The organism is Enterobacter sp. 2VL (genome assembly GCF_005503595.1).
Taxonomy (GTDB): Bacteria; Pseudomonadota; Gammaproteobacteria; order Enterobacterales; family Enterobacteriaceae; genus Enterobacter; species Enterobacter cancerogenus.
This window is the reverse complement of record NZ_SCNE01000004.1, coordinates 153364-178081: the sequence shown is the minus strand read 5'-3', so window position 1 is coordinate 178081 and position 24718 is coordinate 153364. Positions and strand designations below refer to the sequence as shown.

The window sequence follows — 24718 nt, the reverse complement described above, 5'->3', positions numbered from 1 at the left end:
GATTAATGAATGAGTGTGGTTACGGCGAGACGGAACACAGGAATAGCAACGCGGAACGCGTTGCCGTCGGCATCGACCATTTCATAATGGCCCTGCATGGTACCCATCGGCGTTTCAATGACTGCACCGCTGGTGTATTGATACTCTTCGCCAGGGGCGATGTGCGGCTGTTCACCGACCACACCTTCCCCCTGGACTTCTGTTTCACGGCCATTGCCGTTGGTGATAAGCCAGTAACGCCCGCGCAGTTGCACAGGCATCCGCCCCAGATTGCGAATGGTTACGGTGTACGCAAAGACAAAACGGTCATCATCCGGCGTGGACTGGGACTCAATGTAGACGCTTTGTACATGAACACATACGCGGGGCGAATCAATCATGGCTTAGCTCTCCTTCGGCGGCGCATTGTCGCTGATGTAATTAGCCAGCTTGCAGTACTGCTCTACGGAGATGTTCTCCGCACGCATAGTCGGGTCAATGCCCAACTCAGCCAGCACGTCAACGGTAAACAAATTGCCAAGGCTGTTACGAATCGTTTTACGGCGCTGGTTAAAGGCTTCCGTAGTGATACGGCTCAGTACACGCAGTTCTTTAACCGGGTACGGCATCGTTTTATGCGGCACAAGACGCACAACCGCAGAATCGACTTTCGGCGGCGGCGTGAACGCAGTCGGCGGCACTTCGAGTACCGGGATCACGTTGCAGAAATATTGTGCCATCACGCTTAAACGACCATACGCTTTACTGTTCGGCCCCGCAACCAGACGATTCACCACCTCTTTTTGCAACATGAAGTGCATGTCAGCAATGGCATCAGTATAGCTAAACAGATGGAACATCAGCGGCGTGGAGATGTTGTACGGCAGGTTACCGAATACGCGCAGCGGCTGGCCCATTTTCTCTGACAGTTCGCCAAAGTCCATGGTCATGGCATCCTGCTGATAAATCGTCAGCTTTGGCCCGAGGAACGGATGCGTTTGCAGGCGCGCGGCCAGATCGCGGTCCAACTCGATAACGGTCAGCTCGTCTAAGCGTTCGCCTACGGGTTCGGTCAGCGCGGCAAGGCCCGGGCCGATTTCGACCATGGCCTGGCCTTTCTGCGGATTAATGGCAGACACAATACTGTCGATCACGAACTGATCGTTAAGGAAGTTTTGCCCGAAGCGTTTACGGGCTAAGTGGCCCTGATGGACTCGATTAGTCATTGAGTATTAACAATCATTTTGATGGCGAGATTAAGCGCCGTAATAAAACTGCCGACATCCGCTTTACCCTGGCCTGCCAGATCCAGCGCAGTACCATGGTCAACGGACGTTCGAATAAAAGGTAAACCGAGCGTGATATTCACACCGCGGCCAAAGCCCTGGTATTTTAGCACGGGTAGGCCCTGATCGTGGTACATCGCGAGCACGGCATCGGCATTATCAAGATATTTAGGTTGGAAAAGCGTGTCTGCAGGCAGCGGCCCGCTTAGATTCATTCCTTTCGCCCGCATCTCTTCCAGCACCGGAATGATGGTATCGATCTCTTCGGTTCCCATATGCCCGCCTTCACCGGCATGCGGGTTCAGGCCGCACACCAGCACGTGCGGCTGCGCGATACCGAACTTGGTTTGCAGATCGTGATGCAGGATACCGATGATCTCGCGCAGCAGTTCCGGGGTGATGGCGTCAGGAATGGCTTTGATCGGCAGATGCGTAGTGACCAGCGCGACGCGCATCGCTTCGGTTGCCAGCATCATCACCACTTTCGGGCTGTGTGAGCGCTCTTCAAAGAACTCGGTATGGCCCGTAAAGGGAATTCCCGCCTCGTTGATCACGCCTTTGTGCACCGGCCCCGTGATCAGCGCTGCAAACTCGCCGTTAATGCAGCCATCGCAGGCGCGTGCCAGCGTATCGACCACGTAGTGGCCGTTTTCCGTGCTGAGCTGACCCGGTACGACAGGAGCACGCAGCGGAACGGAAAGCAGCGTGAGCGTCCCCGCCTGCTGGGGGGAGGGCTGCAGGCCGGCATCATAGGGGAGAAGCTGTAATGGCAGACCGAGCAATTTTGCCCGGTCTTGTAAGAGTGTTGCATCTGCGCAGACGACCAGTTCTACCGGCCAGCTGCGCTGAGCAAGCTGGACGACAAGGTCGGGACCAATCCCGGCGGGCTCGCCGGGAGTGATAACAACACGGTGCTGTTGCATTAGTTGCTCAACACTTTCACGTAGGCGCTGGCGCGTTGTTCCTGCATCCAGGTTGCCGCTTCTTCAGAGAATTTACGGTTGAACAGCATGCGATAGGCGCGGTCTTTTTGCGCCGCGTCGGTTTTATCCACGTTGCGGGTATCGAGCAGCTCGATCAGGTGCCAGCCGAAGGAAGAGTGCACTGGCGCACTGATCTGTCCTTTGCTCATTTTCATCAGCGCATCGCGGAAGGCCGGATCGTAGATATCCGCTGCCGCCCAGCCCAGATCGCCGCCCTGATTGGCAGAGCCAGGATCCTGAGAGAACTCTTTTGCCGCGTTGGCAAACGAGGTTTTACCGCTCTTGATATCTGCTGAAATCTGTTCCAGCTTCGCACGCGCCTGATCGTCAGTCATGATCGGCGACGGCTTGAGGAGGATATGGCGAGCATGGACTTCCGTAACGGAAATATTCTGGCTCTGACCGCGCAGGTCGTTGACCTTCAGAATGTGGAAGCCCACGCCAGAACGGATAGGACCGACGATATCGCCTTTCTTCGCCGTGCTCAGGGCCTGGGCAAAGAGGGAAGGCAGTTCCTGAATACGTCCCCAGCCCATCTGGCCGCCTTTCAGCGCCTGCTGATCGGCAGAGTAGGTGATGGCAAGCTTACCGAAATCGCCGCCGTTACGTGCCTGTTCAACGATAGAGCGCGCCTGGCTTTCCGCTTCGGCTGCCTGATCGGAGGTTGGGTTTTCCGGAAGAGGAATGAGGATGTGGCTCAGGTTCAGCTCGGTGCTGGCATCGTTCTGATTACCCACCTGTTTCGCCAGCGCGTCCACTTCCTGCGGCAGAATGGTGACGCGGCGGCGCACTTCATTGTTACGCACTTCGGAAATCAGCATCTCTTTGCGGATCTGATTGCGGTAGGTGGCGTAGCTGATGCCATCGTAGGCCAGACGGCTGCGCATCTGGTCCGGGGTCATGTTGTTTTGCTTTGCGATGTTGGCGATCGCCTGGTCGAGCTGCTCGTCGGAGATCTTCACACCCATTTTCTGACCCATCTGCAGAACGATCTGATCCATGATCAGACGTTCCAGGATCTGGTGGCGCAGCGTGGCGTCATCCGGTAGCTGTTGACCCGCTTCGCCCGAGTTGAGCTTTACGGATTTCATCAAACCGTCAACGTCACTTTCAAGCACGACGCCGTTGTTAACCACAGCTGCGACTTTATCGACAACCTGGGGAGCAGCGAAGCTGGTGTTGGCAACCATGGCGACACCGAGCAGCAGCGTTTTCCAGTTCTTCATACTTTTTCCATTTCAATTAACCGCAAAGCGGATTACGTTGTAAATCAAGCACATTACAATGAGCTACGGTACGGCAGAATGTTCGAGCGCAGCATCTGCTGCGTGCCCAGACCGTAGTTGGAACTCAGGCCGCGCAACTCGATATTAAAGCCAATCACGTTGTCGTATTTGCTCTGATTGTTTTGGGTATCCCAGCCGTTCAGCTTACGCTCGTAGCCGACGCGAATAGCGTAACAGCAGGAGTTATATTGCAGACCCAACATCTGGTCAGCGGATTTATGGGCGTTGGTGTCAAAGTAGTAAGCCCCGACGACTGACCAGCGATCGGCGATAGGCCAACTCGCTGCACCGCCCACCTGCGAAATCCCATCTTTATATTGATCAGCAGTGGCGTAGTTCGGCAGCGTTGCCTGAACGTATTCAGGACTGGCATAACGGTACGTCAGCTGCATCATGCGATTTTCATCGCGGCGATATTCAATTGCCGTACTGCTCGTCGCAACGTTGTTCAGACGCGTGTCATACTGCAAACCGCCGCGTAAGCCCCAGCGATCGGTCATGCGCCAGTAGGTATCACCTGCCCACACCAGTGAACCCGTTTTGTTGTCTTTTTCCCAGTTAATATCGTCATCACCGGTACGAGACTCGGTGAAGTAGTAGATTTGACCCACAGAAACGTTAAAACGTTCAACGGCAGCATCATCATAAACGCGTGATGTGACCCCGGTCGTTAACTGGTTAGCAGAGGCAATACGGTCGAGGCCGCCATAGGTACGATCGCGGAACAGGCCGTTATAGTCAGACTGCAGGAACGAGGAGTCGTAGTTCTGAATTTTGCTCTGATCGCGATAGGGCACGTAGAGATACTGCATACGTGGCTCAAGCGTCTGGGTATAACCGTCTGCCAGCAGGCCCATATTGCGTTCGAAGATGAGCTTACCGTCCATTTTGAACTGCGGCAGCACGCGGTTCACTGACTCTTCAAGATCGGTGCCATAGCGGTTGTTGTACCAGTCCAGATTTTTCTGCTGGTAGTGGGTGGCCATCATTTTGGCTTCGGTGTTCAGGCTTGCCCAGTCATTAGACCATGGCAGATTGATCGTTGGCTCCAGGTGAACACGCGTCGCTTCCGGCATATCCGAGTTGGTATTCACGAAATGCACGGCCTGGCCGTAGATACGGGTATCGAACGGGCCCACATCGTTCTGGTACCAGTTAACATCCAGCTGCGGTTCCGCGCCGTAGGTGCTTGCCGTTTGGGTGTTAAAGACCTGGAACTGCTTGGTGGAGACCGTGGCGTTGAAGTTTTGTAAGGCATAACCGACGCTGAATTTCTGCGTGGCGTAACCGTCGGTACTGGAACCGTATTTGGAATCAAAATCGTTGAAGTAATACGGGTCACTGACCTTGGTGTAGTCAATGTTAAAACGCCACACCTGATCCATCACTCCGGCATGCTGCCAGAAATACATCCAGCGGTGTTTATCGCCTTCGGTTGGATGCTCATCCTGGAAGACTTTGTCGGATGGCAGATAATCCAGTTCCATCAGGCCTGCGCCTGCCTGTGTCAGATAACGGAACTCGTTCTCCCACATGACGTTGCCGCGTTTGTGGATATAGTGCGGCGTGATCGTCGCGTCCATGTTCGGCGCGATGTTCCAGTAATACGGCAGGTAGAACTCAAAGTAGTTCGAGGTGCTGTATTTGGCGTTCGGGATCAGGAAGCCGGAACGACGCTTGTCGCCCACCGGGAGCTGCAGATAAGGGCTATAGAACACGGGCACCGGGCCGAGTTTAAAACGCGCGTTCCAGATCTCTGCAACCTGTTCTTCACGGTCGTGGATAACTTCGCTGCCCACCACGCTCCAGGTGTTTGAACCTGGCAGACACGAGGTGAATGAACCGTTTTCCAGAATCGTATAGCGGTTTTCACCACGTTGTTTCATCAAATCCGCATTACCACGCCCCTGACGGCCCACCATCTGGTAGTCGCCTTCCCAGACGTTCGTGTCTTTGGTATTCAGGTTTGACCAGGCTTTCGGACCTTTCAGGATGACCTGGTTATCGTCGTAGTGCACATTACCCAGCGCATCCACGGTACGTACCGGTTCTGCCGCCCCGTCCGGTTGCTTCTGGTGCAGCTGCACTTCGTCAGCCTGCAAACGGCTATTGCCCTGGTTAATGTCCACATTACCTGTGAAGGTGGCATTATCCGGATAATTGCCTTTTGAACTGTCGGCAGTAATAGTGACCGGCAAGCTGTTTGCATCGCCCTGTACCAGCGGGCGATTATAACTTGGGACGCCAAGCATACACTGCGAGGCAAGATCGGCTGCCAGCCCCTGATGGCTATACAGGGCGGAGCCAATCATTGTGGCCAGGAGGGTGGGGATACGTTTTTTCATACGTTATATTTTAGTGTTCCGTCATCAGTGGCTACGGCGTACAAACGCTCAGAGACTATCTTACTCATCAGCGCAGTACCAGCGTTAATCCTGCCCGTTTGCGCGCCAGAGTGTTAGGCTCGCTATCGAATGACGAGTATGATAATGCAAATTATAGGCGATGTCCCTCAATTGACCGTGGCTCGACCACTGTAATGATGGAGTTGCGTCGAACCAGGAACATGACTATTCGGGGAGTATATGCAGTATTGGGGTAAAATAATCGGCGTCGCGTTCGCTATTATGATGGGTGCCGGATTTTGGGGCATCGTTCTCGGCCTTATTATCGGCCACATGTTTGACAAGGCACGCAGCCGCAAGATGGCGTGGTTTGCCAACCAGCGCGAGCGTCAGTCACTCTTTTTCTCCACCACTTTTGAGGTGATGGGGCATTTAACCAAATCAAAAGGGCGCGTCACCGAGGCGGATATCCAAATCGCCAGCGTATTCATGGATCGTATGAATCTGCACGGTGAGTCACGGCTGGCGGCGCAAAACGCGTTTCGTGTCGGCAAGGCTGATAACTATCCGCTGCGTGAAAAAATGCGCCAGTTCCGCAGCATCTGCTTCGGACGTTTTGATTTAATTCGGATGTTTCTGGAGATCCAAATCCAGGCGGCGTTCGCAGACGGGTCTCTCCATCCCAACGAACGCGACGTTTTATACGTCATTGCCGAGGAGTTGGGGATTTCGCGTATGCAGTTCGATCAGTTCCTGCGCATGATGCAGGGCGGAGCGCAGTTCGGCGGGGGTTACCAGCAACAGTCTTCTGGCGGAGGCTGGCAGCAGGCGCAGCGTGGCCCGACGCTGGAAGATGCCTGTAACGTGCTCGGCGTAAAACCGACGGATGATGCAACGACCATTAAACGCGCCTACCGCAAGCTGATGAGCGAGCATCACCCGGATAAGCTGGTGGCGAAAGGTTTGCCGCCGGAAATGATGGAAATGGCGAAGCAAAAAGCCCAGGAAATTCAGAAAGCGTACGAGCTGATAAAAGAGCAGAAAGGTTTCAAATAATAAAAAGGCCCGACGATGTCGGGCCTTTTTGTTCAGAAGTCCACCGGGGCTTTGAACGTCATCGAATTGCCAAATGCCGGATGAGTGATGGTCAGCATTTGTGCATGAAGCTGCAAACGCGGCGCCAGCGCCAGCGCGTCGGGCGGGGCGTAGAAACGGTCACCCAGAATCGGGTGGCCCATGGCAAGCATGTGCACACGCAACTGGTGCGAGCGCCCGGTAATCGGCTTAAGCAATACGCGCGCGGTGTTATCCGCGGCGTACTCCAGCACTTCATACTCGGTTTGCGCCGCTTTGCCCGTTTCATAACAGACCTTCTGCTTTGGCCGGTTCGGCCAGTCGCAGATCAGCGGTAAATCTACCAGCCCTTCCGCCTGCGCCGGGTGGCCCCACACGCGCGCGACGTACTGCTTTTTCGGCTCACGCTCGCGGAACTGACGCTTCAGTTCGCGCTCGGCATCTTTATTCAGCGCCACCACAATCACGCCGCTGGTTGCCATATCCAGACGATGGACGGATTCGGCCTGCGGATAGTCGCGCTGAATACGCGTCATCACGCTGTCTTTGTGCTCGTCCAGGCGTCCCGGCACGGACAGCAGGCCGCTCGGCTTGTTGACCACCATAATATGCTCATCCTGATACAGAATGACCAGCCAGGGATCGGTCGGCGGATTGTAGGGCTCCATCACCATGTTGTGCTCCGGTTACTGATGCGTCACAACGATAAGACGCAGGGCATCCAGACGCCAGCCGGCCTGATTCAGGCTTTCCAGCACCTGCTGGCGGTTGCTTTCAATGGCGGCCAGCTCGTCGTCACGGATGTTCGGGTTCACCGCCTTCAGCGCTTCCAGGCGGGACAGCTCTGCGGAGAGCTTCTCGTCGGCTTCGCTGCGCGCGGCATCAATCAGTTCGCGAGCCGCTTTTTCTGCCTGGGCTTCACCCAGTTGCAGAATGGCGTGCACGTCCTGCTGTACCGCGTTGACCAGCTTGCTGCCGGTATGGCGGTTAACCGCGCTCAGCTGGCGGTTGAAGCTTTCGAACTCAACCTGTCCTGCCAGGTTGGTGCCGTTTTTGTCCAGCAGCAAACGTACCGGCGTTGGCGGCAGGAAGCGAGTGAGCTGCAGCTGCTTCGGCGCCTGCGCCTCCACAACGTAGATCAGCTCGACCAGCAGAGTGCCAACCGGCAGCGCTTTGTTTTTCAGCAGGGAGATGGTGCTGCTGCCGGTGTCGCCTGAGAGGATCAGATCCAGCCCGTTGCGGATCAGCGGGTGTTCCCAGGTGATGAACTGCGCGTCTTCGCGGGACAGCGCCACGTCGCGCTCAAAGGTAATGGTGCAGCCGTCTTCCGGCAGGCCCGGGAAGTCCGGAACCAGCATATGATCGGACGGCGTCAGGACGATCATGTTTTCCCCGCGATCGTCCTGGTTGATCCCCACGATATCGAACAGGTTCATTGAGAAGCTGATCAGGCTGGTGTCATCGTCCTGCTCTTCAATACTTTCTGCCAGCGCCTGGGCTTTTTCGCCGCCGTTGGAGTGGATCTCCAGCAGGCGGTCGCGGCCCTGTTCCAGTTGGGCCTTCAGCGCCTCGTGCTGTTCGCGGCAGGATGTGATCAGATCGTCAAACCCGTCCGTGTTTTCCGGCGCCGCCAGATAGCCGATCAGATCGGAATGAACCCGATCGTAAATGGCCCGGCCGGTTGGGCAGGTATGTTCAAACGCGTCCAGACCTTCGTGGAACCAGCGCACCAGCACGGACTGGGCGGTTTTTTCCAGGTAAGGCACGTGGATCTGAATATCATGCGCCTGGCCAATACGATCCAGACGACCAATACGCTGTTCCAGCAGGTCCGGGTTAAACGGCAGATCGAACATCACCAGGTTGCTGGCGAACTGGAAGTTTCGGCCTTCAGAACCGATCTCAGAACAGAGCAGCACCTGCGCGCCGCTGTCCTCTTCACCAAACCAGGCCGCCGCGCGGTCGCGCTCGACGATGGACATGCCTTCGTGGAACACGGCGGCACGAATCCCTTCGCGTTCCCGCAGAACTTGCTCCAGCTGAAGCGCCGTCGCGGCTTTGGCGCAAATCACCAGCACCTTCTGGGAACGGTGCGCGGTCAGGTAGCCCATCAGCCACTCGACGCGCGGATCGAAGTTCCACCAGGTTCCGGTATCGCCTTCAAATTCCTGATAAATCTGTTCCGGATAGAGCATATCGCGCGCGCGATCTTCGGCGCTTTTACGCGCGCCCATAATGCCGGAGACCTTAATGGCCGTCTGGTACTGGGTTGGCAGCGGCAGCTTGATGGTGTGCAGCTCGCGTTTCGGGAAGCCCTTCACGCCGTGACGGGTATTACGGAACAGCACGCGGCTGGTGCCGTGGCGGTCCATCAGCATGGAGACCAGCTCCTGGCGCGCAGGCTCGGCGTTATCGCCCTCGCTGTTGGCGGCCTTTAGCAGCGGTTCGATGTCCTGCTCACCAATCAGCTCGCTCAGGGTGTTCAGCTCATCGTTGGACAGGCGTTTACCTGCCAGCAGCAGGGCGACGGCATCCGCAACCGGACGGTAGTTTTGCTGCTCTTCGACAAACTGCTCAAAATCGTGGAAACGGTTCGGATCGAGCAGACGCAGGCGGGCGAAGTGGCTCTCCAGACCCAGCTGCTCCGGCGTTGCGGTCAGCAGCAGGACGCCTGGCACGCGCTCGGCGAGCTGTTCAATGGCCATATATTCGCGGCTGGGGGCATTTTCGCTCCAGACCAGGTGGTGCGCTTCGTCGACGACCATCAGGTCCCACTCGGCATCGCACAGGTGTTCAAGGCGCTGCTTGCTGCGGCGCACAAAGTCCAGAGAGCAGATCACCAGCTGTTCGGTTTCGAACGGGTTATCCGCATCGTGCTGCGCTTCAGCGTAGCGCTCGTCGTCAAACAGCGAGAAGCGCAGGTTGAAGCGGCGCAGCATTTCGACCAGCCACTGGTGCTGCAAAGTTTCAGGAACGACGATGAGCACGCGCTCTGCCGCCCCGGAGAGCAGTTGCTGATGCAGGATCATCCCGGCTTCGATGGTTTTCCCCAGACCCACTTCATCTGCCAGCAGCACGCGCGGCGCATGGCGACGGCCCACGTCATGGGCGATGTTTAACTGGTGCGGGATCAGGCTGGTACGCTGGCCGCGCAGCCCGCTCCACGGCATACGGTACTGTTCGCTCTGGAACTTACGCGCGCGATAGCGCAGCGAGAAACGGTCCATGCGGTCGATTTGCCCGGCGAACAGGCGGTCCTGCGGCTTGCTGAACACCAGCTTGCTGTCGAGGAGCACCTCGCGCAGGATGACATTGGATTCATCCGTATCCAGACGCGTACCAATATAGGCAAGCAGTCCATTCTCTTCTTTTACGTCTTCAACCTTGAGCTGCCAGCCGTCATGGCTGGTCACGGTGTCACCCGGATTGAACATCACGCGGGTCACAGGAGAGTCATTGCGAGCGTACAGGCGGTTTTCACCGGTGGCCGGGAAAAGGAGGGTAACCATGCGCGCGTCAACCGCTACTACGGTTCCTAATCCAAGTTCGCTTTCTGTATCGCTGATCCAGCGTTGACCAAGTGTAAAAGGCATATTTGTTCGGCTCTAATCTTTAATTGCAGGCAATAGTTCAACCGCCGTCGCAGAATGACGGCCAGTGAAAAATGGGTCCGGGAATGGAAAGGGCGCTATGGTACTGGATGGCAACGATTTCGTCACGCGTCAAAATAGCCCAAGTTGTCCTGTCACTAGTGTAGCAAAATCGTCGTCCAGGAAGGGCATAATTCCCTCGGCAACCGGCTGAAGCTGACGCGTCAGATAATGCTCATAATCCAGGGGCGATCGCTGGTAATCCACGGGTTCCGGGCCGCTGGTGGTCCAGACGTATTTAATGGAACCGCGGTTTTGATACTGCGGCGCGCGGCCCCGCTTAACGTTCTCTTCATCCGCAAGGCGCGCGGCGCGCACGTGTGGAGGCACGTTACGCTGATACTCCGCCAGCGGGCGGCGCAGGCGTTTACGATAGACCAGCTGGCTGTCCAGTTCGCCGGCCATCAGGCTGGCAATGGTCTCGCGCACATAGTCCTGATACGGCTCATTGCGAAATATCCGCAGATAGAGCGTTTGCTGGAACTGCTGCGCCAGCGGCGTCCAGTCGGTGCGCACCGTCTCCAGCCCTTTAAAGACCATGCGCTGCGTGTCGCCCTCCTGGATAAGCCCGGCATAGCGCTTTTTGCTCCCCTGGTCGGTGCCGCGGATGGTGGGCATTAAGAACCGCGCGAAATGGGTCTCAAATTCCAGTTCTAACGCGCTGGTTAACCGCTCTTTTTGCAACGTTTCACGCCACCAGTCGTTCACAAGAGCCACCAGCCGTTTGCCAATACGCGCGGCCTCGTCTTCCGAATGCGGCCCCTTTAACCAGACAAACGTCGAGTCGGTATCGCCGTAGATCACGTCATAGCCCTGGGATTCAATCAGCGCTTTGGTCTGGCGCATGATGTCGTGCCCGCGCATGGTAATCGACGACGCCAGACGCGGGTCGAAGAAGCGGCAGGCGCTGGTGCCCAGCACGCCGTAAAAGGCGTTCATGATGATTTTCAGCGCCTGAGAAAGGGGCTTATTGCCGTGACGTTTGGCATCGTCGCGCCCGTGCCAGATTTTACCGACAATATCCGGCAGGCAGTGCGTCTCACGCGAGAAGCGCGCCCCAAGATAGCCTTCGGTGCTGTGCGCATCGTCCGACTGCGCCATGCCCTCCACCAGCCCGACCGGGTCAATCAGGAAGGTGCGAATGATCGACGGATAAAGGCTTTTATAATCCAGTACCAGAACCGAGTCATAAAGACCCGGACGGGAATCCATTACGTAGCCGCCGGGGCTGGCCTGCGGCGGCACGTCACCGAGGTTTGGCGCGACATAGCCTGCCCGGTGCATCCGCGGGAAATAGAGGTGGCTGAACGCGGCCACCGAACCACCGTGCCGGTCGACGGCCAGGCCGTTCACCGACGCGCGCTCCAGCAGGAACGGCATGATCTCCGTTTTATGGAAAATGCGGGTGACCAGCTCACAGTCTTTCAGGTTATAGGTGGCCAGCGCCGGTTTATCTTCGTTAAAGCGCCGCTCGATTTCATCCATCCTGTCCCACGGGTTGTCGATGGATTTTCCTTCGCCCAGCAGCGCCTGCGCCACCGCTTCCAGCGAAAACGACGGGAAGCTCCAGAAGGCGGATTTCAGCGCATCGATACCGTCAATAATTAGCCGACCTGTGGCCTGAGCGAAGAACACACCGTTCTTGAAACCGTGCTCGCGCCACTCCAGCTCGCTATTGCCACGCCCCAGCATCAGCGGGATACGGTAGCGCTCGGCGTGCTTTTGCAAAACGCGCAGATCGAACTGCACCACGTTCCAGCCGATCAGCACGTCCGGATCGTGCTCGGCAAACCACTGATTCAGCTTCTCCAGCAGCTGTGGGCGGCTGGTGACGTACTCAAGCTGGAAATCGAGCCGGGACGCATCGCCGTTTGGCGGCCCCAGCATATAGACAACGCGCTGGCCGCAGCCTTCAAGGCCGATGCAGTAAAGCTCACCGTGGCGGGTGGTTTCGATATCCAGAGAGACCCATTTGAGCGGTGGGCGAAAGTCGGGGTGGGGCTTCAGGCGGGCGTTCACAAGCCTGCCGTTTTGCAGGGTGCCATCGACCCAGACGGGAGCAGTGATAAACCGCTCCATCAGGAAACGCTCCGGCGGGCGGATATCGGCTTCATACAGCGTCATGCCCGCCTCGCGCAGCAGCTTTTCATAGCGCATTAGCTGACGGTGTGCGCGGCAGTAAAGGCCGTACACCGGCTGGCGGTGAAAATCTTTCAGCTCAAGCGGGGTGATACGCCAGTTGTTTTCGCCGCGCAGCAGCTGTTTAACTTTCTCAACCTGGGCTGCAGGGATAAAGGCCACGGACTCCTGCGGTGGCAGCGTGACCTGCAGCGGACCGCTGTCCGTTGCCAGCCAAAAATCCACTTCTGTCCCCTGAGGGGTATCCCGCCAGTGTCGGGTCAGTAAAAAGCCTTCTTGCGCCTGCGCCACGGCGTTATCCCATAAAGCAAAACCAGGCTTGATTATAGCCTGGTTGAGGTGGTTTTGCTGGGGTTTTATACAGGTGTGTTCTGCCGGATGGCGCTGCGCTTATCCGGCCTACCTGTCCCGCAGGCCCGGCAAGCGTCGTGCCACCAGGCGGGAAATTACTGCCCGTAGTACGCCTTCGCGCCGTGCTTGCGCAGGTAATGTTTATCCAGCAGGGTTTGCTGCATATCCGGCAACTGCGGCGCCAGCTGGCGGCAGAAGATGCCCATATAGGCCACCTCTTCCAGCACAATCGCGTTATGTACGGCATCTTCGGCATTCTTGCCCCATGCGAACGGACCGTGAGAGTGGACCAGCACGCCCGGCATCTGTGCCGCGTCGATACCCTGTTTTTCAAAGGTTTCAACAATGACGTTACCGGTCTCCCACTCATACTCACCGCCAATTTCCGCATCGGTCATCAGGCGCGTGCAGGGAATCGAACCGTAAAAGTAGTCCGCGTGCGTGGTGCCGGTGGCCGGAATCGACTGGCCCGCCTGCGCCCAGATGGTCGCGTGGCGTGAGTGGGTATGCACGATCCCGCCGATAGTCGGGAACGCCTGGTACAACAGGCGATGGGTTGGGGTATCGGAGGAGGGCTTCTTCGTCCCTTCCACCACCTCACCGGTGGCGAGGCTGACGACCACCATGTCGTCGGCGGTCATCAGCGTGTAATCCACGCCGGAGGGTTTGATCACCAAAACCCCTTTATCGCGATCGACGGCGCTGACGTTGCCCCAGGTCAGGGTCACTAGGTTATGTTTGGGCAGCGCCAGGTTGGCGTCGAGCACCTGACGTTTGAGATCTTCTAACATTCTTATCTCCTGCCGGATGGCGCTTCGCTTAACGGGCCTACAGAACCGCAGGCGGTAAACGCAGCGCCACCGGGCATACAGGGCTTAACGTTTTGAACCGTAATAGACTTCGTTCCAGCGCAGCGCGTCTTTGAACGCTGGCAGACGGGTATCGTTATCAATCACCGTCAATTCGATGTCGTGCAGCTCAGCGAACTGGCGCATATCGTTGAGATCCAGCGCGTGGCTAAAGACGGTGTGGTGCGCACCACCGGCGACGATCCAGGCTTCGGACGCGGTCGCCAGATCCGGCTGTGCTTTCCACAGGGCGTTAGCCACCGGCAGTTTTGGCAGAGAGTGCGGCGTTTCGACCGCATCCACGCAGTTGACCAGCAGGCGGAAGCGATCGCCCAGGTCGATCAGGCTGGCGTTGATGGCCGGGCCGGTGCGGGTGTTGAAGATCAGGCGAGCCGGATCCGCTTTGCCGCCAATGCCGAGATACTGCACGTCGAGGATCGGTTTCTCTTCCACGGCGATCGTCGGGCAGACTTCCAGCATGTGCGAGCCGAGCACCAGGTCGTTGCCATTCTCGAAGTGGTAGGTGTAGTCCTCCATAAAGGAGGTGCCGCCCTGCAGACCGGTTGACATCACCTTCATGATGCGAAGCAGAGCGGCAGTTTTCCAGTCGCCTTCGCCCGCAAAGCCGTAGCCCTGCTGCATCAGACGTTGCACCGCCAGGCCGGGCAGCTGTTTCAGGCCGTGCAGATCTTCAAAGGTGGTGGTAAAGGCGTGGAAGCCGCCCTGTTCCAGGAAGCGCTTCATCCCCAGCTCAATACGCGCGGCATCGAGCACGTTCTGGCGTTTTTCACCGTTGATTTGGGCGGCGGGCGTCAGGCGGTAGCTGCTTTCGTACTCGTCGACCAGCGCGCTCACGTCACCGTCGGTGATCTCATTGACGACCTGCACCAGATCGCCAACCGCCCAGGTGTTTACCGAGAAGCCGAACTTGATCTGCGCCGCGACTTTATCGCCGTCGGTCACCGCCACTTCACGCATGTTGTCGCCAAAACGCACCACTTTCAGATGGCGGGTATCCTGTTTCGACACCGCCTGACGCATCCATGAGCCGATACGTTTTTGCGCATTCTGATCCTGCCAGTGACCGGTCACCACCGCGTGCTGCTGGCGCATACGTGCACCAATAAAGCCGAACTCGCGGCCGCCGTGTGCGGTCTGGTTCAGGTTCATAAAGTCCATGTCGATGCTGTCCCACGGCAGAGACGCGTTGAACTGGGTGTGGAACTGCATCAGCGGTTTGTTAAGAATCGACAGGCCGTTGATCCACATTTTGGCCGGGGAGAAGGTGTGTAGCCACACGACCAGCCCGGCGCATTTATCATCGTAGTTCGCGTCGCGGCAGATGTTGGTGATCTCGTCCGGCGTGGTGCCGAGCGGTTTCAGCACCAGCCTGCACGGCAGTTTGGCTTCCGCGTTCAGCGCGTTGACGACGTGCTCCGCATGTTTCGTGACCTGCTGCAGCGCTTCCGGCCCGTACAGATGCTGGCTGCCAATGACAAACCACACTTCATAGTTATTAAACAGGGTCATATCGTGTCCTTAATGAGTCAGGGTTGCCGTAGCATCCGCGGCGTTTTTAGCCGGGGCGGCGACAGGGAGATAGTGAAGTTCGGCGCTTTTCGCCCACTGCTGGTAGCGCTGGTAAAGCTGTTCGAAGCGCTGCGCCTGCTGAGGACGCGGCTGGAGCGTACTTTCCACCGCGCTCGCCATGTGTGTTTGTGCCGCCGGAATATCCGCGTGAACGCCTGCGGCCACGGCGGCAAAAATCGCCGCGCCAAGCGCGCAGCACTGATCGGAGGCCACAATCTGCAGCGGACGATTCAGAACGTCGCAGCAGGCCTGCATGATCACCGGGTTTTTACGGGCGATGCCGCCGAGCGCCATCACGTTGTCCACGTCGATACCCTGCTCGGTGAAACACTCCATAATGGCGCGGGCACCAAAGGCGGTCGCTGCAATCAGGCCGCCAAACAGCGCGGGCGCGTCGGTCGCCAGGTTGAGATCGGTAATCACCCCTTTCAGGCGCTGATTCGCAAACGGCGTGCGGCGACCGTTAAACCAGTCGAGTACCACCGGAAGATGATCGAGAGAAGGGTTCGTCGCCCAGGCTTCCGTAAGCTGCGGCAGTAGCTGCTTTTTGCTTTCAGAAATCTGCGCTTTCAGTTCAGGATGCGTGGCCGCCAGCCGATCCAGCGGCCAGCCCAGCACGCGGCCAAACCAGGCGTAGATATCGCCAAAGGCCGACTGGCCCGCCTCAAGGCCGATAAGGTCCGGCACGACGCTGCCATCAACCTGGCCGCAAATGCCTTTCACCGCGCGGTCGCCCACGCTGGCTTTATCGGCCATCAGGATGTCGCAGGTTGAGGTGCCTATGACTTTCACCAGGGTGTTTGGCTGCGCACCGGCGCCGACCGCGCCCATATGGCAGTCAAACGCGCCGCCGGAGATCGCCACGTTTTGCGGCAGCCCAAGGCGCGTCGCCCACTCCTCACAGAGCGTGCCAACCGGGATATCGGCGGTAAAGGTGTCGGTAAACAGCGGGTAGGTCAGGCTCTTGTTGATAACCGGATCAAGCTCATCGAAGAACGCCGCAGGCGGCAGCCCGCCCCAGCTCTCGTGCCACAGAGATTTATGCCCGGCGCTACAGCGACCGCGACGGATATCCTGTGGTCGCGTGGTGCCGGAAAGCAGGGCGGGTACCCAGTCGCAAAGCTCAATCCAGGACGCCGCCGCCTGCGCCACTGACGCGTCGGCGCGGGTCACGTGCAGGATCTTGGCCCAGAACCATTCGCTGGAGTAAACGCCGCCAATAAAGCGCGAGTAGTCGGTTTTGCCGGGCTGGTGGCACAAACGGGTAATGGCTTCGGCTTCTTCAACGGCGGTATGGTCTTTCCACAGCACGAACATGGCGTTCGGGTTGTCGGCAAACTCCGGGCGCAGCGCCAGCACGCGGCCTTCGGCATCCACGGGGGCTGGCGTTGAGCCGGTGCTGTCCACGCCAATGCCCACGACGTCCGCACGCTGCGCGTCGGTGAGCTCCGCCAGCACGGTTTTGATCGCCGCTTCCATCGACTCAATGTAATCCCGCGGATGGTGACGGAACTGGTTATTCGGCGCATCGCAGTAGCGCCCCTCTTGCCAGCGCGGGTACCACTCAACGCTGGTTGCTATCTCCTGGCCAGTGTTGCAGTCCACTGCCAGCGCGCGAACCGAGTCGCTGCCAAAGTCGAGGCCAATTGCAATTGCCATGGTGTTGCTCCATCGAAAACAGGTATGGAAGAACATTAGAGACTGGGGGCAAAAATCGTCAGGCAGGATCCGCTAATCTTATGGATTAAATTGCTGTTACGTTTGAAAGTGTGACGCCGTGCAAATAATCAATGTGGACATTTCTGCCGTACTTATAGACACTTTTGTTACTGCTTATCTGCGCGCCAGCGTGGATAAATCAGGGGAAAAGGCTGAAACATGGCGGACGTAAAAGCGGCGAGATGGGTGTAGGATCGTTTCGCGGGCCATTTTTATCCTGCTTTTAACGATATGGACAATTGGTTTCCTTCAGGACCGCCGGGAGAACTGAGTTTATGGCCGAAACGCAAAACGATCCCCTGTTGCCGGGATACTCGTTTAACGCCCATCTGGTGGCGGGATTAACCCCCATTGAAGCCGACGGGTATCTTGATTTTTACGTCGATCGACCGCTGGGAATGAAAGGTTACATTTTGAACCTTACCGTGCGCGGTGAAGGGGTTATCAAAAATAACGATCGGCAGTTTATCTGCCGGCCCGGCGACATCCTGCTGTTCCCGCCGGGAGAGATCCACCACTACGGGCGTCATCCGGATGCTAAAGAGTGGTATCACCAGTGGGTCTATTTCCGCCCGCGCGCCTACTGGCAGGAGTGGCTGTCGTGGCCAGCCATTTTTGCGCATACCGGTTTTTATCGCCCGGACGAGGCCCATCAGGCGCAGTTCCGCGAGCTGTTTGCCCAGATTATTGAGGCGGGGCAGGCCGGCGGGCGCTACGCCGAGCTGCTGGCGATTAACCTGCTTGAGCAGGTCTTGCTGCGCCGGATGGAGGCGATCAACGAATCGCTGAACCCGCCGCTGGATAACCGCGTGCGCGATGCCTGCCAGTACATCAGCGATCATCTCGCCGACAGCCAGTTTGATATCGCCAGCGTCGCCCAGCATGTCTGCCTTTCACCGTCACGCTTGTCGCACCTTTTCCGTCAGCAGCTGGGGGTCAGCGTGCTGAGCTGGCGCGAGGATCAGCGCATCAGCCAGGCGAAGCTGCTGCTGAGCACCACCCGGATGCCGATCGCGACCGTCGGGCGCAACGTCGGCTTTGAAGATCAGCTCTACTTTTCCCGCGTCTTTAAAAAGTGTACGGGTGCCAGCCCCAGTGAATTTCGGGCTGGATGTGAATAAACGGTAAAAAAAGATAAACAGGCGGGTGAACCTGGAAAGCACCCTGTAAACTATTCAGACAATTGATGCCTTGACGCGGTGCAGGGCGCTAAGCAGAATCGCTGATTCGTTTTCTGACCGGAATAGTTATGCAGGCATTGCTGGAACATTTTATCACCCAGTCCGTTATGTACTCGCTCATCGCCGTGGCGCTGGTGGCGTTTCTGGAATCGCTGGCGCTGGTGGGGCTGATCCTGCCCGGCACCGTGATGATGGCGGGGCTTGGGGCGCTTATCGGCAGCGGTGAGGTCAATTTCTGGCAGGCGTGGATGGCCGGGATCATCGGCTGTTTGCTGGGAGACTGGATCTCCTTCTGGCTGGGCTGGCGCTTTAAGAAACCGCTGCACCGCTGGTCGTTCATGAAAAAGAACAAAGCGCTGCTGGATAAAACCGAGCACGCGCTGCATCAACACAGCATGTTTACGATTCTGGTGGGGCGCTTTGTCGGACCAACGCGTCCGCTGGTGCCAATGGTGGCCGGCATGCTCGATCTGCCCGTGGCGAAATTCGTGGTGCCGAACATCATCGGCTGCGTCTTCTGGCCGCCGTTCTACTTCCTGCCGGGGATCCTCGCGGGGGCGGCAATCGATATCCCTGACGGGATGCAAAGCGGGGAGTTTAAGTGGCTGCTGCTGGGAACAGCTGTGCTGCTCTGGCTGGCGGTATGGCTGTGCTGGCGGTTATGGCGCAGCGCGAAAGCCAGTACCGATCGCCTGACGCGCTATCTGCCGCGCACTCGCCTGCTGTGGCTGGCCCCGTTGACGCTGGGCGTGGCGGTAGTGGCACTGGTGGCGCTGATTCGCCACCCGATGATGCCGGTATACGGTGAGATCCTGCTGAAGGTGGTAAGCCGTTAATCTTTTTTCCCTCTCCCCGTGGGAGAGGGCCTTAGACCGCATGAATGCCCAGTAGTGAAGACACCCCCGCTCTACCGCTCAGCAGTTCTTCCGTTTCCCCATCCCACAGAATCCGCCCCTCGGCGACCACCACCGATCGCTGCGCAATCCGCGCCGCATCTTCAATGCTATGGGATACCATTAGCATCGTGAGCTGCTGGCGCTGGCAGACGTCCTGCACCAGCGCGAGCATCTCCTGACGCAGGGCCGGGTCGAGCGCCGAAAACGGCTCATCCAGCAGCAGCACCGGCTGCTCGCGAACCAGGCAGCGCGCCAGTGCGACCCGCTGACGCTGGCCGCCGGACAGTTCGCCGGGCAGCCTGTCGATGAAGTCGGCGATCCCCATCTGGGCGGCGATCGTATCAAGCTTATGACGCTGTGCATCGTTCAGCTTCATGCCCGGGTTCATCCCCAGGGCGATGTTTTGTCGCACGGTCAGATGCGTGAACAGGTTATTTTCCTGAAACAGCATCGACACCGGGCGCTTTGCCGGTGGCGTGCGGGTATGGTCCCGGTTTTCAATCAAGATTGACCCGCTGGCCGGTTGCAGAAAACCGGCAATCAGGTTGAGCAACGTGCTCTTGCCGGCACCGCTCGGGCCAAGGACCGCAATCATCTCGCCCTGTCGAACGGACAGCGTGAAACGCATCGGCAGATGCTGGTACAGCCAGGTTACATCAGTCAGTTTTAACATCACGCCCCGGGATTTTTTCGATAACGGTAAATAACGCAAAGCACAGCAGCAGCAGTAATAGCGCGGTGACGGCCCCGTCCTGGCTACGGTAAGAGCCAATTTGCTGATACAGCCAGAACGGTAGCGTGCGGAAATCGTCATTGCCGAAGAGGGCGACGACGCCGAAATCCCCAATCGACAGCACGCAGGCGAAGGCCAGCGCCTGAGCCAGCGGGCGCTTCAGCGCGCGCAGTTCGACGACGTTTATCCGACGCCAGCCCTGCATTCCCAGCGACTGACACAGCAAACCGTAGCGGCTGTTGATATCGCGCATCGGGTTTTCCAGCACCTTGAGCGCATACGGAATGGCCATCAGGGCGTTGGTAAAAATCACGATACCGTCTGCGCTTTCCGGCAGGCCGACGGTGCTGTTAAAGAGTAAAAAGAAGCCCGTCGCCAGCACGATCCCCGGCATCGCGAGGATCAACATCCCCGTTAGCTCTAGGGCTTGCCCGGCCTTGCGTGCGTGGCGGGCGTACAGTTCGCGGCTGCTCCAGAGCAGCATCATGGTCAGAACGACGCACAGCAGACCGGCGGCCAGCGCGATGCGCAGCGAGGTCCACGTCGCCTGCCACAGAACCGGCTGCTGGAGCACGGACGCCATCGCCGGATTTAAGCCATCGACGACAACCGCGATCAGCGGCGGGAGCATCAGTAACAGCGCCATCACAATCAGAATGCCGTCCGTAATGCGGCTGTGCGTGCTGTCCTGCGGATCGCGCCAGCCCGCAATTTGATTGCTGCCGGGAGGAATGGCTTTGCTTAAGCGCTGGCTCAGAAGAACCAGCGCCAGGCAGCACATCATCTGCACGATTGCCAGCAGCGCGGCGCGCCCGGGATCGTAGTCGTAACTCAGGGCCTGATAAATCGCCAGCTCAATGGTGGTGGCCTGCGGGCCACCGCCGAGGGAGAGCACGGTGGCGAAGCTGGCGAAGCAGAGCATAAAGATAAGCGCGGCAACGGGCGGGATCTGGCGGCGCAGCCACGGCCACTCCACGAAGCGGAAGAACGACCAGCCTCGCATCCCGAGCTGGGCGGCAATCTGCCGCTGCTCGCCCGGAATGGCCTCCAGCGCCTGTAAAAAGAGCCGGGTTGCCATCGGCATATTAAAAAAGATGTGCGCCAGCAGAATGCCCTGCAGCCCGTAAGGGGAGAAGGTCCACTCCAGGCCTAGCAGACCAGACAGCGAGGAGAGCCAGCCCTGGCGGCCATAGACGCTCAGGATCCCGAACACTGCCACCAGCACGGGCAGAATCAACGTCATGGCGCACAGGCGCAGCAGCGCCTGTCTGCCGGGGAAACGTCGGCGATAGAGCGCGCGAGCCAGGAAGATGGCCGGCACCACCGAGAGCATCGACGAGAGAAACGCCTGCCAGAAGGAGAAGCGGACGACGTGCCAGAGATAGCTGTCATGCCAGAGCGCGAGCAGGTCGCTCTCGGGCGCGTTCAGCCACAGCGCAAGAAAGGCACCCAGGCTGACCGTCACCATCAGCATGGCGGCGAGTAGCCCGGGGAATAACCAGCCAGGGATCAGCGGCTGACGGCGCGTTGCCATTCACTTACCCATGCACCGCGCTCTGCGGCAACCTGCTGCGGTGTAAATTCCAGCGCGGTTTGCGGTTTGTTCAAGGTGTCAAAGCCCGCGGGCAGCGTCACGTCGATAACCGGGTACATCCAGTTGCCCGTCGGAATGGCATTCTGGAACGCAGGGGAGACCATAAATTTCAGGAACTTCTCAGCCAGCTCCGGCTGTTTGCTCGCGGCGGTACGCGCGGCGACTTCCACCTGCAGATAATGGCCTTCGGCAAAATCGGCGGCGGCGTAGTTATCTTTCTTCTCGCTGATAATGTGGTAGGCCGGAGAGGTGGTGTAGCTCAGCACCAGATCGCTTTCCCCTTTCAGGAACAGGCCGTAAGCCTCGCTCCAGCCCTTGGTCACGGTAACGGTTTTGGCGGCCAGTTTCTGCCACGCGTCAGGCGCTTTATCGCCGTAGACTTTTTGCATCCACAGCAGCAGGCCAAGCCCGGGGGTGCTGGTGCGCGGATCTTCATAAATCACGCGCCATTTCTGGTCGCTTTCAACCAGCTCCTTCAGGCTTTTTGGCGGATTCTTGAGCTTGTTTTTGTCATATACAAACGCGAAGTAGCCGTAGTCGAACGGCACGAAGGTGTCGTTTTTCCAGCCGCCCGGCACCTTAACGGCCTCTGCCGCGACGCCGCTTTTGGCAAACAGCTTCGTTTGCGTGGCCGCGTCCAGCAGGTTGTTATCGAGGCCCAGCACGACGTCGGCTTTGCTGTTTTTACCTTCCATACGCAGACGGTTGAGCAGCGAGACGCCGTCTTCCAGCGCCACGAATTTCAGCTCGCAGCCGCAGTCAGCTTCAAAGGCTTTTTTCACCACCGGGCCTGGGCCCCAGTCGGCAGAGAAGGAGTCGTAGGTGTAGACCGTCAGAACGGGCTTAGCAAACGCAGGCAGCGCAAACAGCGCCAGCAGGGGAAGAACTTTTTTTAACACTTTGCACCTCAAAGTTGAGTGGCAAAGGATTTTGAGCGACAGCCTCAAATCCCTTCGCCGGCGTTATCCGGATCAGGTTCGACGGGTATTATCTCAGCGCACATCAGTGATGCAGCACCCCGTTGAGAACGACAGCATTGTAATGATTTGGTGAATATTTCGAAAGCGTTATGGTTCCGGCGGCGCAAACCAGGCGGATTTAAAATCAAACCAGCCGAGGGTGTTCATCCGCAGGCCGCGCATACTGCGTTGCCCCTGAATCATCAGCCAGTGGTGGATCAGCGGAACGATTGCCTGCTCCGCCATCAGCTGCTGGCACCAGACGGCCAGATTCATCTCTCCCGCCCGCCACTGGGCGGCGTCCTGCTGCCAGTCACGGTTGATACAGTGCTGGATCAGCGGCACTTCATAAAGATGCGAGAAGAGCGAGAAATCAAGCGGCAGCGTGAAGTTAGCGCTGTTCAGCCAGATGTCGCTGACCACCTCGCCGCGATGCCATTCGTCATAATCAACCTCTTTGATCTCCAGCGTCACCCCCACGGCGGCGAGCAGCCTGTGCATGATTCTGGCGATAAACCGGTGCTCGACGTGCTCGCGATAGAAAGTCAGGGTGATGGACTCCAGCCCGGCAGGCTTTTCAGCGTGCACCGGGCGCGCGTGGTGCCAGCGGGGAAGCAGCCCATACGCCGGGAACCACCACGACTGGTACTGCTCTTCCGCGTGATAAATCAGGTTCGCGGGGGCAAGAACGTGGCTGATCCACTGGCGAACCTCCAGGTTTGCACCGCGGTGGGTGCGGCTGTCGAACAGCAGATAGTAGCAACCCTCTTCAAGGCGACTCTCCACGGCTTTTTCCCCGGTCGTCGGGCCTTCCAGCGTCAGCCCCACGCTCAGCTCTTCAGTGATATCCGGCAGTACCCAGACGTTCACCTCGTCGATTAACGCCCGGTAGCCAAAGTAGTCATCAAAGGCGCGGATCTTGAGCTGGTTACTGTTATTGCGGGAAACGGCATACGGGCCGGTGCCGATTGGCAGGCTGGCAAAGTTGTTCAGTGATTCCCATTCGGCGGGCAAAATCATCGACGGCACATAGCCCAGCAGCCAGGGGAGCCATTGATCCGGCTGCGACAGTTCAATATCCAGCGTCCAGGCCGTCGGTGAATGAAGACGGGTGATATGCGTATAGAGCGGCAGCTTGCGGGCGCGTTCTAACGAGGCAATAACGTCGCTCATCTCCAGCTCGCGACCGTGATGGAAATGGATGCCGGGACGTAAAAAGAAGCGCCAGTGGCGCGGAGAAAGCTGTTGCCAGTGGTGCGCAATATCGGCTTCGAGTTCCCCGTTTTCCTCATTTATGCGCGTCAGGCCGCTGAAAATCTGCCGCGCCATGTGCGTTTCCGAGCGGCGTAAGGCGCTTCCCGGTAACAGATTTTTCATCGGACGGTAGTACAGCACCCGCAGAATGTGACGGCCCTGGCGGAAGCTCCGCCCGAGATGCGAGACCAGCATCTGGCGCACCGCCGCCTTGTCACCGACCAGCTGCACCAGCTGATCGATTCTGTCCTGCTCCAGCAGATCCTCCGCCCGCTGCTGCTGCAAGGCGAGGCCGGTATAAAGAAAGGTCAGACGCGAGCGCTTGCCGCGTCCGGCTTCTGCTTCCCAGTTTAGCCAACCCTGCTGCTGCATGGTGTTGAGCAGCGTGCGCATATGGCGTCGGGAACAGTTAAGCAAATCAGCCAGCTCGTTAAGCGTGGTCTCCTGCGACTGGCCCTCGCAGCACTGCCAGAGGCGAATGAATTGTTGTTGCAGACGACCGGACGGCATAAAAGGGGAACTCCTGACAAAAAATCAGCAATTTATTTATCCCTATATTAAGCCAATAATTCTCCCTGATGAAGCGAGGAGGTAAATTATGAAGAGGTCTACCGCACGTCAGTTTTATCAACAGTATTTTTTAGCGACACAGGGTGTGTCCTGGCTGGCCCGCCAGTGTGCAGAGCAACGGCTGAAAATGCTTGAAGAACTGATGCAGTGGGACGTTACGAAATCGACCTCTTCTCGCTAACTCGCCTCGATCATGTGTGACTGAGTATTGGTGCTAATCACCCGCCAGCAAAATGTTTTTGCTGGCTTTTTTCGTTTACTATTTCGCCCAATTCGTTTTG

The 24718-nt window shown here is 58.0% G+C and carries 19 protein-coding genes and 1 riboswitch; of the genes, 4 read left to right on the top strand and 15 right to left on the bottom strand.

Annotated features, from left to right (window positions below; all coding sequences use genetic code 11):
* Positions 1 to 2: 2 nt before the first annotated feature.
* From apaG to lptD, 5 genes are read right to left on the bottom strand one after another with little or no spacing between them, the layout of a single operon-like run.
* Positions 3 to 380: a Co2+/Mg2+ efflux facilitator ApaG/CorD gene (gene apaG, locus FFS28_RS11595; protein ID WP_006173911.1), complete on the bottom strand. Its 378-nt coding sequence runs from the start codon at positions 378 to 380 to the stop codon at positions 3 to 5.
* Positions 381 to 383: 3 nt separating this feature from the next.
* The gene (gene rsmA / locus FFS28_RS11590; RefSeq protein ID WP_137849605.1) at positions 384 to 1205 is read right to left on the bottom strand and encodes a 16S rRNA (adenine(1518)-N(6)/adenine(1519)-N(6))-dimethyltransferase RsmA; all 822 of its coding nucleotides are present in this window, start codon (positions 1203 to 1205) and stop codon (positions 384 to 386) included.
* Positions 1202 to 2188, bottom strand: coding sequence for a 4-hydroxythreonine-4-phosphate dehydrogenase PdxA (pdxA, locus tag FFS28_RS11585; RefSeq protein WP_137849604.1), 987 nt, complete (start codon positions 2186 to 2188; stop codon positions 1202 to 1204). The genes rsmA and pdxA overlap by 4 nt, the downstream gene beginning before the upstream one ends.
* Positions 2188 to 3474: a peptidylprolyl isomerase SurA gene (gene surA, locus FFS28_RS11580; protein WP_006173906.1), complete on the bottom strand. Its 1287-nt coding sequence runs from the start codon at positions 3472 to 3474 to the stop codon at positions 2188 to 2190. The genes pdxA and surA overlap by 1 nt, the downstream gene beginning before the upstream one ends.
* Positions 3475 to 3527: 53 nt before the next feature.
* Positions 3528 to 5879, bottom strand: coding sequence for an LPS assembly protein LptD (gene lptD, locus FFS28_RS11575; RefSeq protein WP_137849603.1), 2352 nt, complete (start codon positions 5877 to 5879; stop codon positions 3528 to 3530).
* Positions 5880 to 6119: 240 nt separating this feature from the next.
* Between lptD and djlA the strand changes: the two genes are divergently transcribed.
* On the top strand, positions 6120 to 6935 hold the full coding sequence (djlA, locus tag FFS28_RS11570; RefSeq protein WP_006173902.1) for a co-chaperone DjlA: 816 nt from the start codon (positions 6120 to 6122) through the stop codon (positions 6933 to 6935).
* A gap of 32 nt (positions 6936 to 6967) precedes the next feature.
* Here djlA and rluA read toward each other — a convergent pair whose 3' ends face one another.
* From rluA to araB, 6 genes are all read right to left on the bottom strand, one after another.
* Positions 6968 to 7627 (bottom strand): bifunctional tRNA pseudouridine(32) synthase/23S rRNA pseudouridine(746) synthase RluA, encoded by a 660-nt coding sequence (gene rluA / locus FFS28_RS11565; RefSeq protein WP_137849602.1) that lies wholly within the window; start codon positions 7625 to 7627, stop codon positions 6968 to 6970.
* A gap of 12 nt (positions 7628 to 7639) precedes the next feature.
* On the bottom strand, positions 7640 to 10546 hold the full coding sequence (gene rapA, locus FFS28_RS11560; protein WP_137849601.1) for an RNA polymerase-associated protein RapA: 2907 nt from the start codon (positions 10544 to 10546) through the stop codon (positions 7640 to 7642).
* A gap of 129 nt (positions 10547 to 10675) precedes the next feature.
* Entirely contained in the window at positions 10676 to 13033 is a 2358-nt protein-coding gene (gene polB / locus FFS28_RS11555) for a DNA polymerase II (protein ID WP_137849600.1), read from the bottom strand.
* A 155-nt stretch (positions 13034 to 13188) separates the two neighbouring features.
* Positions 13189 to 13884, bottom strand: coding sequence for an L-ribulose-5-phosphate 4-epimerase (gene araD / locus FFS28_RS11550; RefSeq protein WP_137849599.1), 696 nt, complete (start codon positions 13882 to 13884; stop codon positions 13189 to 13191).
* Positions 13885 to 13968: 84 nt separating this feature from the next.
* Positions 13969 to 15471 (bottom strand): L-arabinose isomerase, encoded by a 1503-nt coding sequence (araA, locus tag FFS28_RS11545; protein WP_137849598.1) that lies wholly within the window; start codon positions 15469 to 15471, stop codon positions 13969 to 13971.
* Positions 15472 to 15480: 9 nt separating this feature from the next.
* On the bottom strand, positions 15481 to 17190 hold the full coding sequence (araB, locus tag FFS28_RS11540) for a ribulokinase (protein WP_137849597.1): 1710 nt from the start codon (positions 17188 to 17190) through the stop codon (positions 15481 to 15483).
* A 335-nt stretch (positions 17191 to 17525) separates the two neighbouring features.
* Here araB and araC point away from each other — a divergent pair, with 335 nt between their 5' ends.
* Both araC and FFS28_RS11530 read left to right on the top strand, forming a co-directional pair.
* A complete protein-coding gene (gene araC / locus FFS28_RS11535) occupies positions 17526 to 18371 on the top strand; it encodes an arabinose operon transcriptional regulator AraC (RefSeq protein WP_006173890.1) in 846 nt (281 codons plus the stop codon).
* 128 nt (positions 18372 to 18499) lie between these two features.
* Positions 18500 to 19267 (top strand): DedA family protein, encoded by a 768-nt coding sequence (locus FFS28_RS11530; protein WP_006173888.1) that lies wholly within the window; start codon positions 18500 to 18502, stop codon positions 19265 to 19267.
* A 31-nt stretch (positions 19268 to 19298) separates the two neighbouring features.
* Here the strand turns inward: FFS28_RS11530 and thiQ are convergent, their stop codons facing one another.
* From thiQ to sgrR, 4 genes are all read right to left on the bottom strand, one after another.
* On the bottom strand, positions 19299 to 20000 hold the full coding sequence (gene thiQ, locus FFS28_RS11525) for a thiamine ABC transporter ATP-binding protein ThiQ (RefSeq protein ID WP_058609672.1): 702 nt from the start codon (positions 19998 to 20000) through the stop codon (positions 19299 to 19301).
* On the bottom strand, positions 19984 to 21594 hold the full coding sequence (gene thiP / locus FFS28_RS11520; protein ID WP_137849596.1) for a thiamine/thiamine pyrophosphate ABC transporter permease ThiP: 1611 nt from the start codon (positions 21592 to 21594) through the stop codon (positions 19984 to 19986). The genes thiQ and thiP overlap by 17 nt, the downstream gene beginning before the upstream one ends.
* A complete protein-coding gene (gene thiB / locus FFS28_RS11515) occupies positions 21570 to 22553 on the bottom strand; it encodes a thiamine ABC transporter substrate binding subunit (RefSeq protein ID WP_137849595.1) in 984 nt (327 codons plus the stop codon). Before thiB ends, thiP begins: the two co-directional genes overlap by 25 nt.
* A 31-nt stretch (positions 22554 to 22584) precedes the next feature.
* Positions 22585 to 22685, bottom strand: a riboswitch (TPP riboswitch).
* Positions 22686 to 22721: 36 nt separating this feature from the next.
* Positions 22722 to 24377, bottom strand: a complete 1656-nt coding sequence (gene sgrR / locus FFS28_RS11510; RefSeq protein ID WP_137849594.1) for an HTH-type transcriptional regulator SgrR — start codon at positions 24375 to 24377, stop codon at positions 22722 to 22724.
* 88 nt (positions 24378 to 24465) lie between these two features.
* Here sgrR and sgrT point away from each other — a divergent pair, with 88 nt between their 5' ends.
* Positions 24466 to 24618: a glucose uptake inhibitor SgrT gene (gene sgrT / locus FFS28_RS11505; RefSeq protein ID WP_042319274.1), complete on the top strand. Its 153-nt coding sequence runs from the start codon at positions 24466 to 24468 to the stop codon at positions 24616 to 24618.
* Positions 24619 to 24718: the final 100 nt, after the last annotated feature.

Coding starts and splice junctions, on each gene's coding strand:
- lptD (WP_137849603.1), bottom strand. CDS start 5,879: ATGAAAAAACGTATCCCCACCCTCCTGGCCACAATGATTGGCTCCGCC.
- pdxA (WP_137849604.1), bottom strand. CDS start 2,188: ATGCAACAGCACCGTGTTGTTATCACTCCCGGCGAGCCCGCCGGGATT.
- rluA (WP_137849602.1), bottom strand. CDS start 7,627: ATGGTGATGGAGCCCTACAATCCGCCGACCGATCCCTGGCTGGTCATT.
- surA (WP_006173906.1), bottom strand. CDS start 3,474: ATGAAGAACTGGAAAACGCTGCTGCTCGGTGTCGCCATGGTTGCCAAC.
- araD (WP_137849599.1), bottom strand. CDS start 13,884: ATGTTAGAAGATCTCAAACGTCAGGTGCTCGACGCCAACCTGGCGCTG.
- thiP (WP_137849596.1), bottom strand. CDS start 21,594: ATGGCAACGCGCCGTCAGCCGCTGATCCCTGGCTGGTTATTCCCCGGG.
- araA (WP_137849598.1), bottom strand. CDS start 15,471: ATGACCCTGTTTAATAACTATGAAGTGTGGTTTGTCATTGGCAGCCAG.
- araB (WP_137849597.1), bottom strand. CDS start 17,190: ATGGCAATTGCAATTGGCCTCGACTTTGGCAGCGACTCGGTTCGCGCG.
- araC (WP_006173890.1), top strand. CDS start 17,526: ATGGCCGAAACGCAAAACGATCCCCTGTTGCCGGGATACTCGTTTAAC.
- FFS28_RS11530 (WP_006173888.1), top strand. CDS start 18,500: ATGCAGGCATTGCTGGAACATTTTATCACCCAGTCCGTTATGTACTCG.
- djlA (WP_006173902.1), top strand. CDS start 6,120: ATGCAGTATTGGGGTAAAATAATCGGCGTCGCGTTCGCTATTATGATG.
- sgrT (WP_042319274.1), top strand. CDS start 24,466: ATGAAGAGGTCTACCGCACGTCAGTTTTATCAACAGTATTTTTTAGCG.
- rapA (WP_137849601.1), bottom strand. CDS start 10,546: ATGCCTTTTACACTTGGTCAACGCTGGATCAGCGATACAGAAAGCGAA.
- sgrR (WP_137849594.1), bottom strand. CDS start 24,377: ATGCCGTCCGGTCGTCTGCAACAACAATTCATTCGCCTCTGGCAGTGC.
- apaG (WP_006173911.1), bottom strand. CDS start 380: ATGATTGATTCGCCCCGCGTATGTGTTCATGTACAAAGCGTCTACATT.
- thiQ (WP_058609672.1), bottom strand. CDS start 20,000: ATGTTAAAACTGACTGATGTAACCTGGCTGTACCAGCATCTGCCGATG.
- rsmA (WP_137849605.1), bottom strand. CDS start 1,205: ATGACTAATCGAGTCCATCAGGGCCACTTAGCCCGTAAACGCTTCGGG.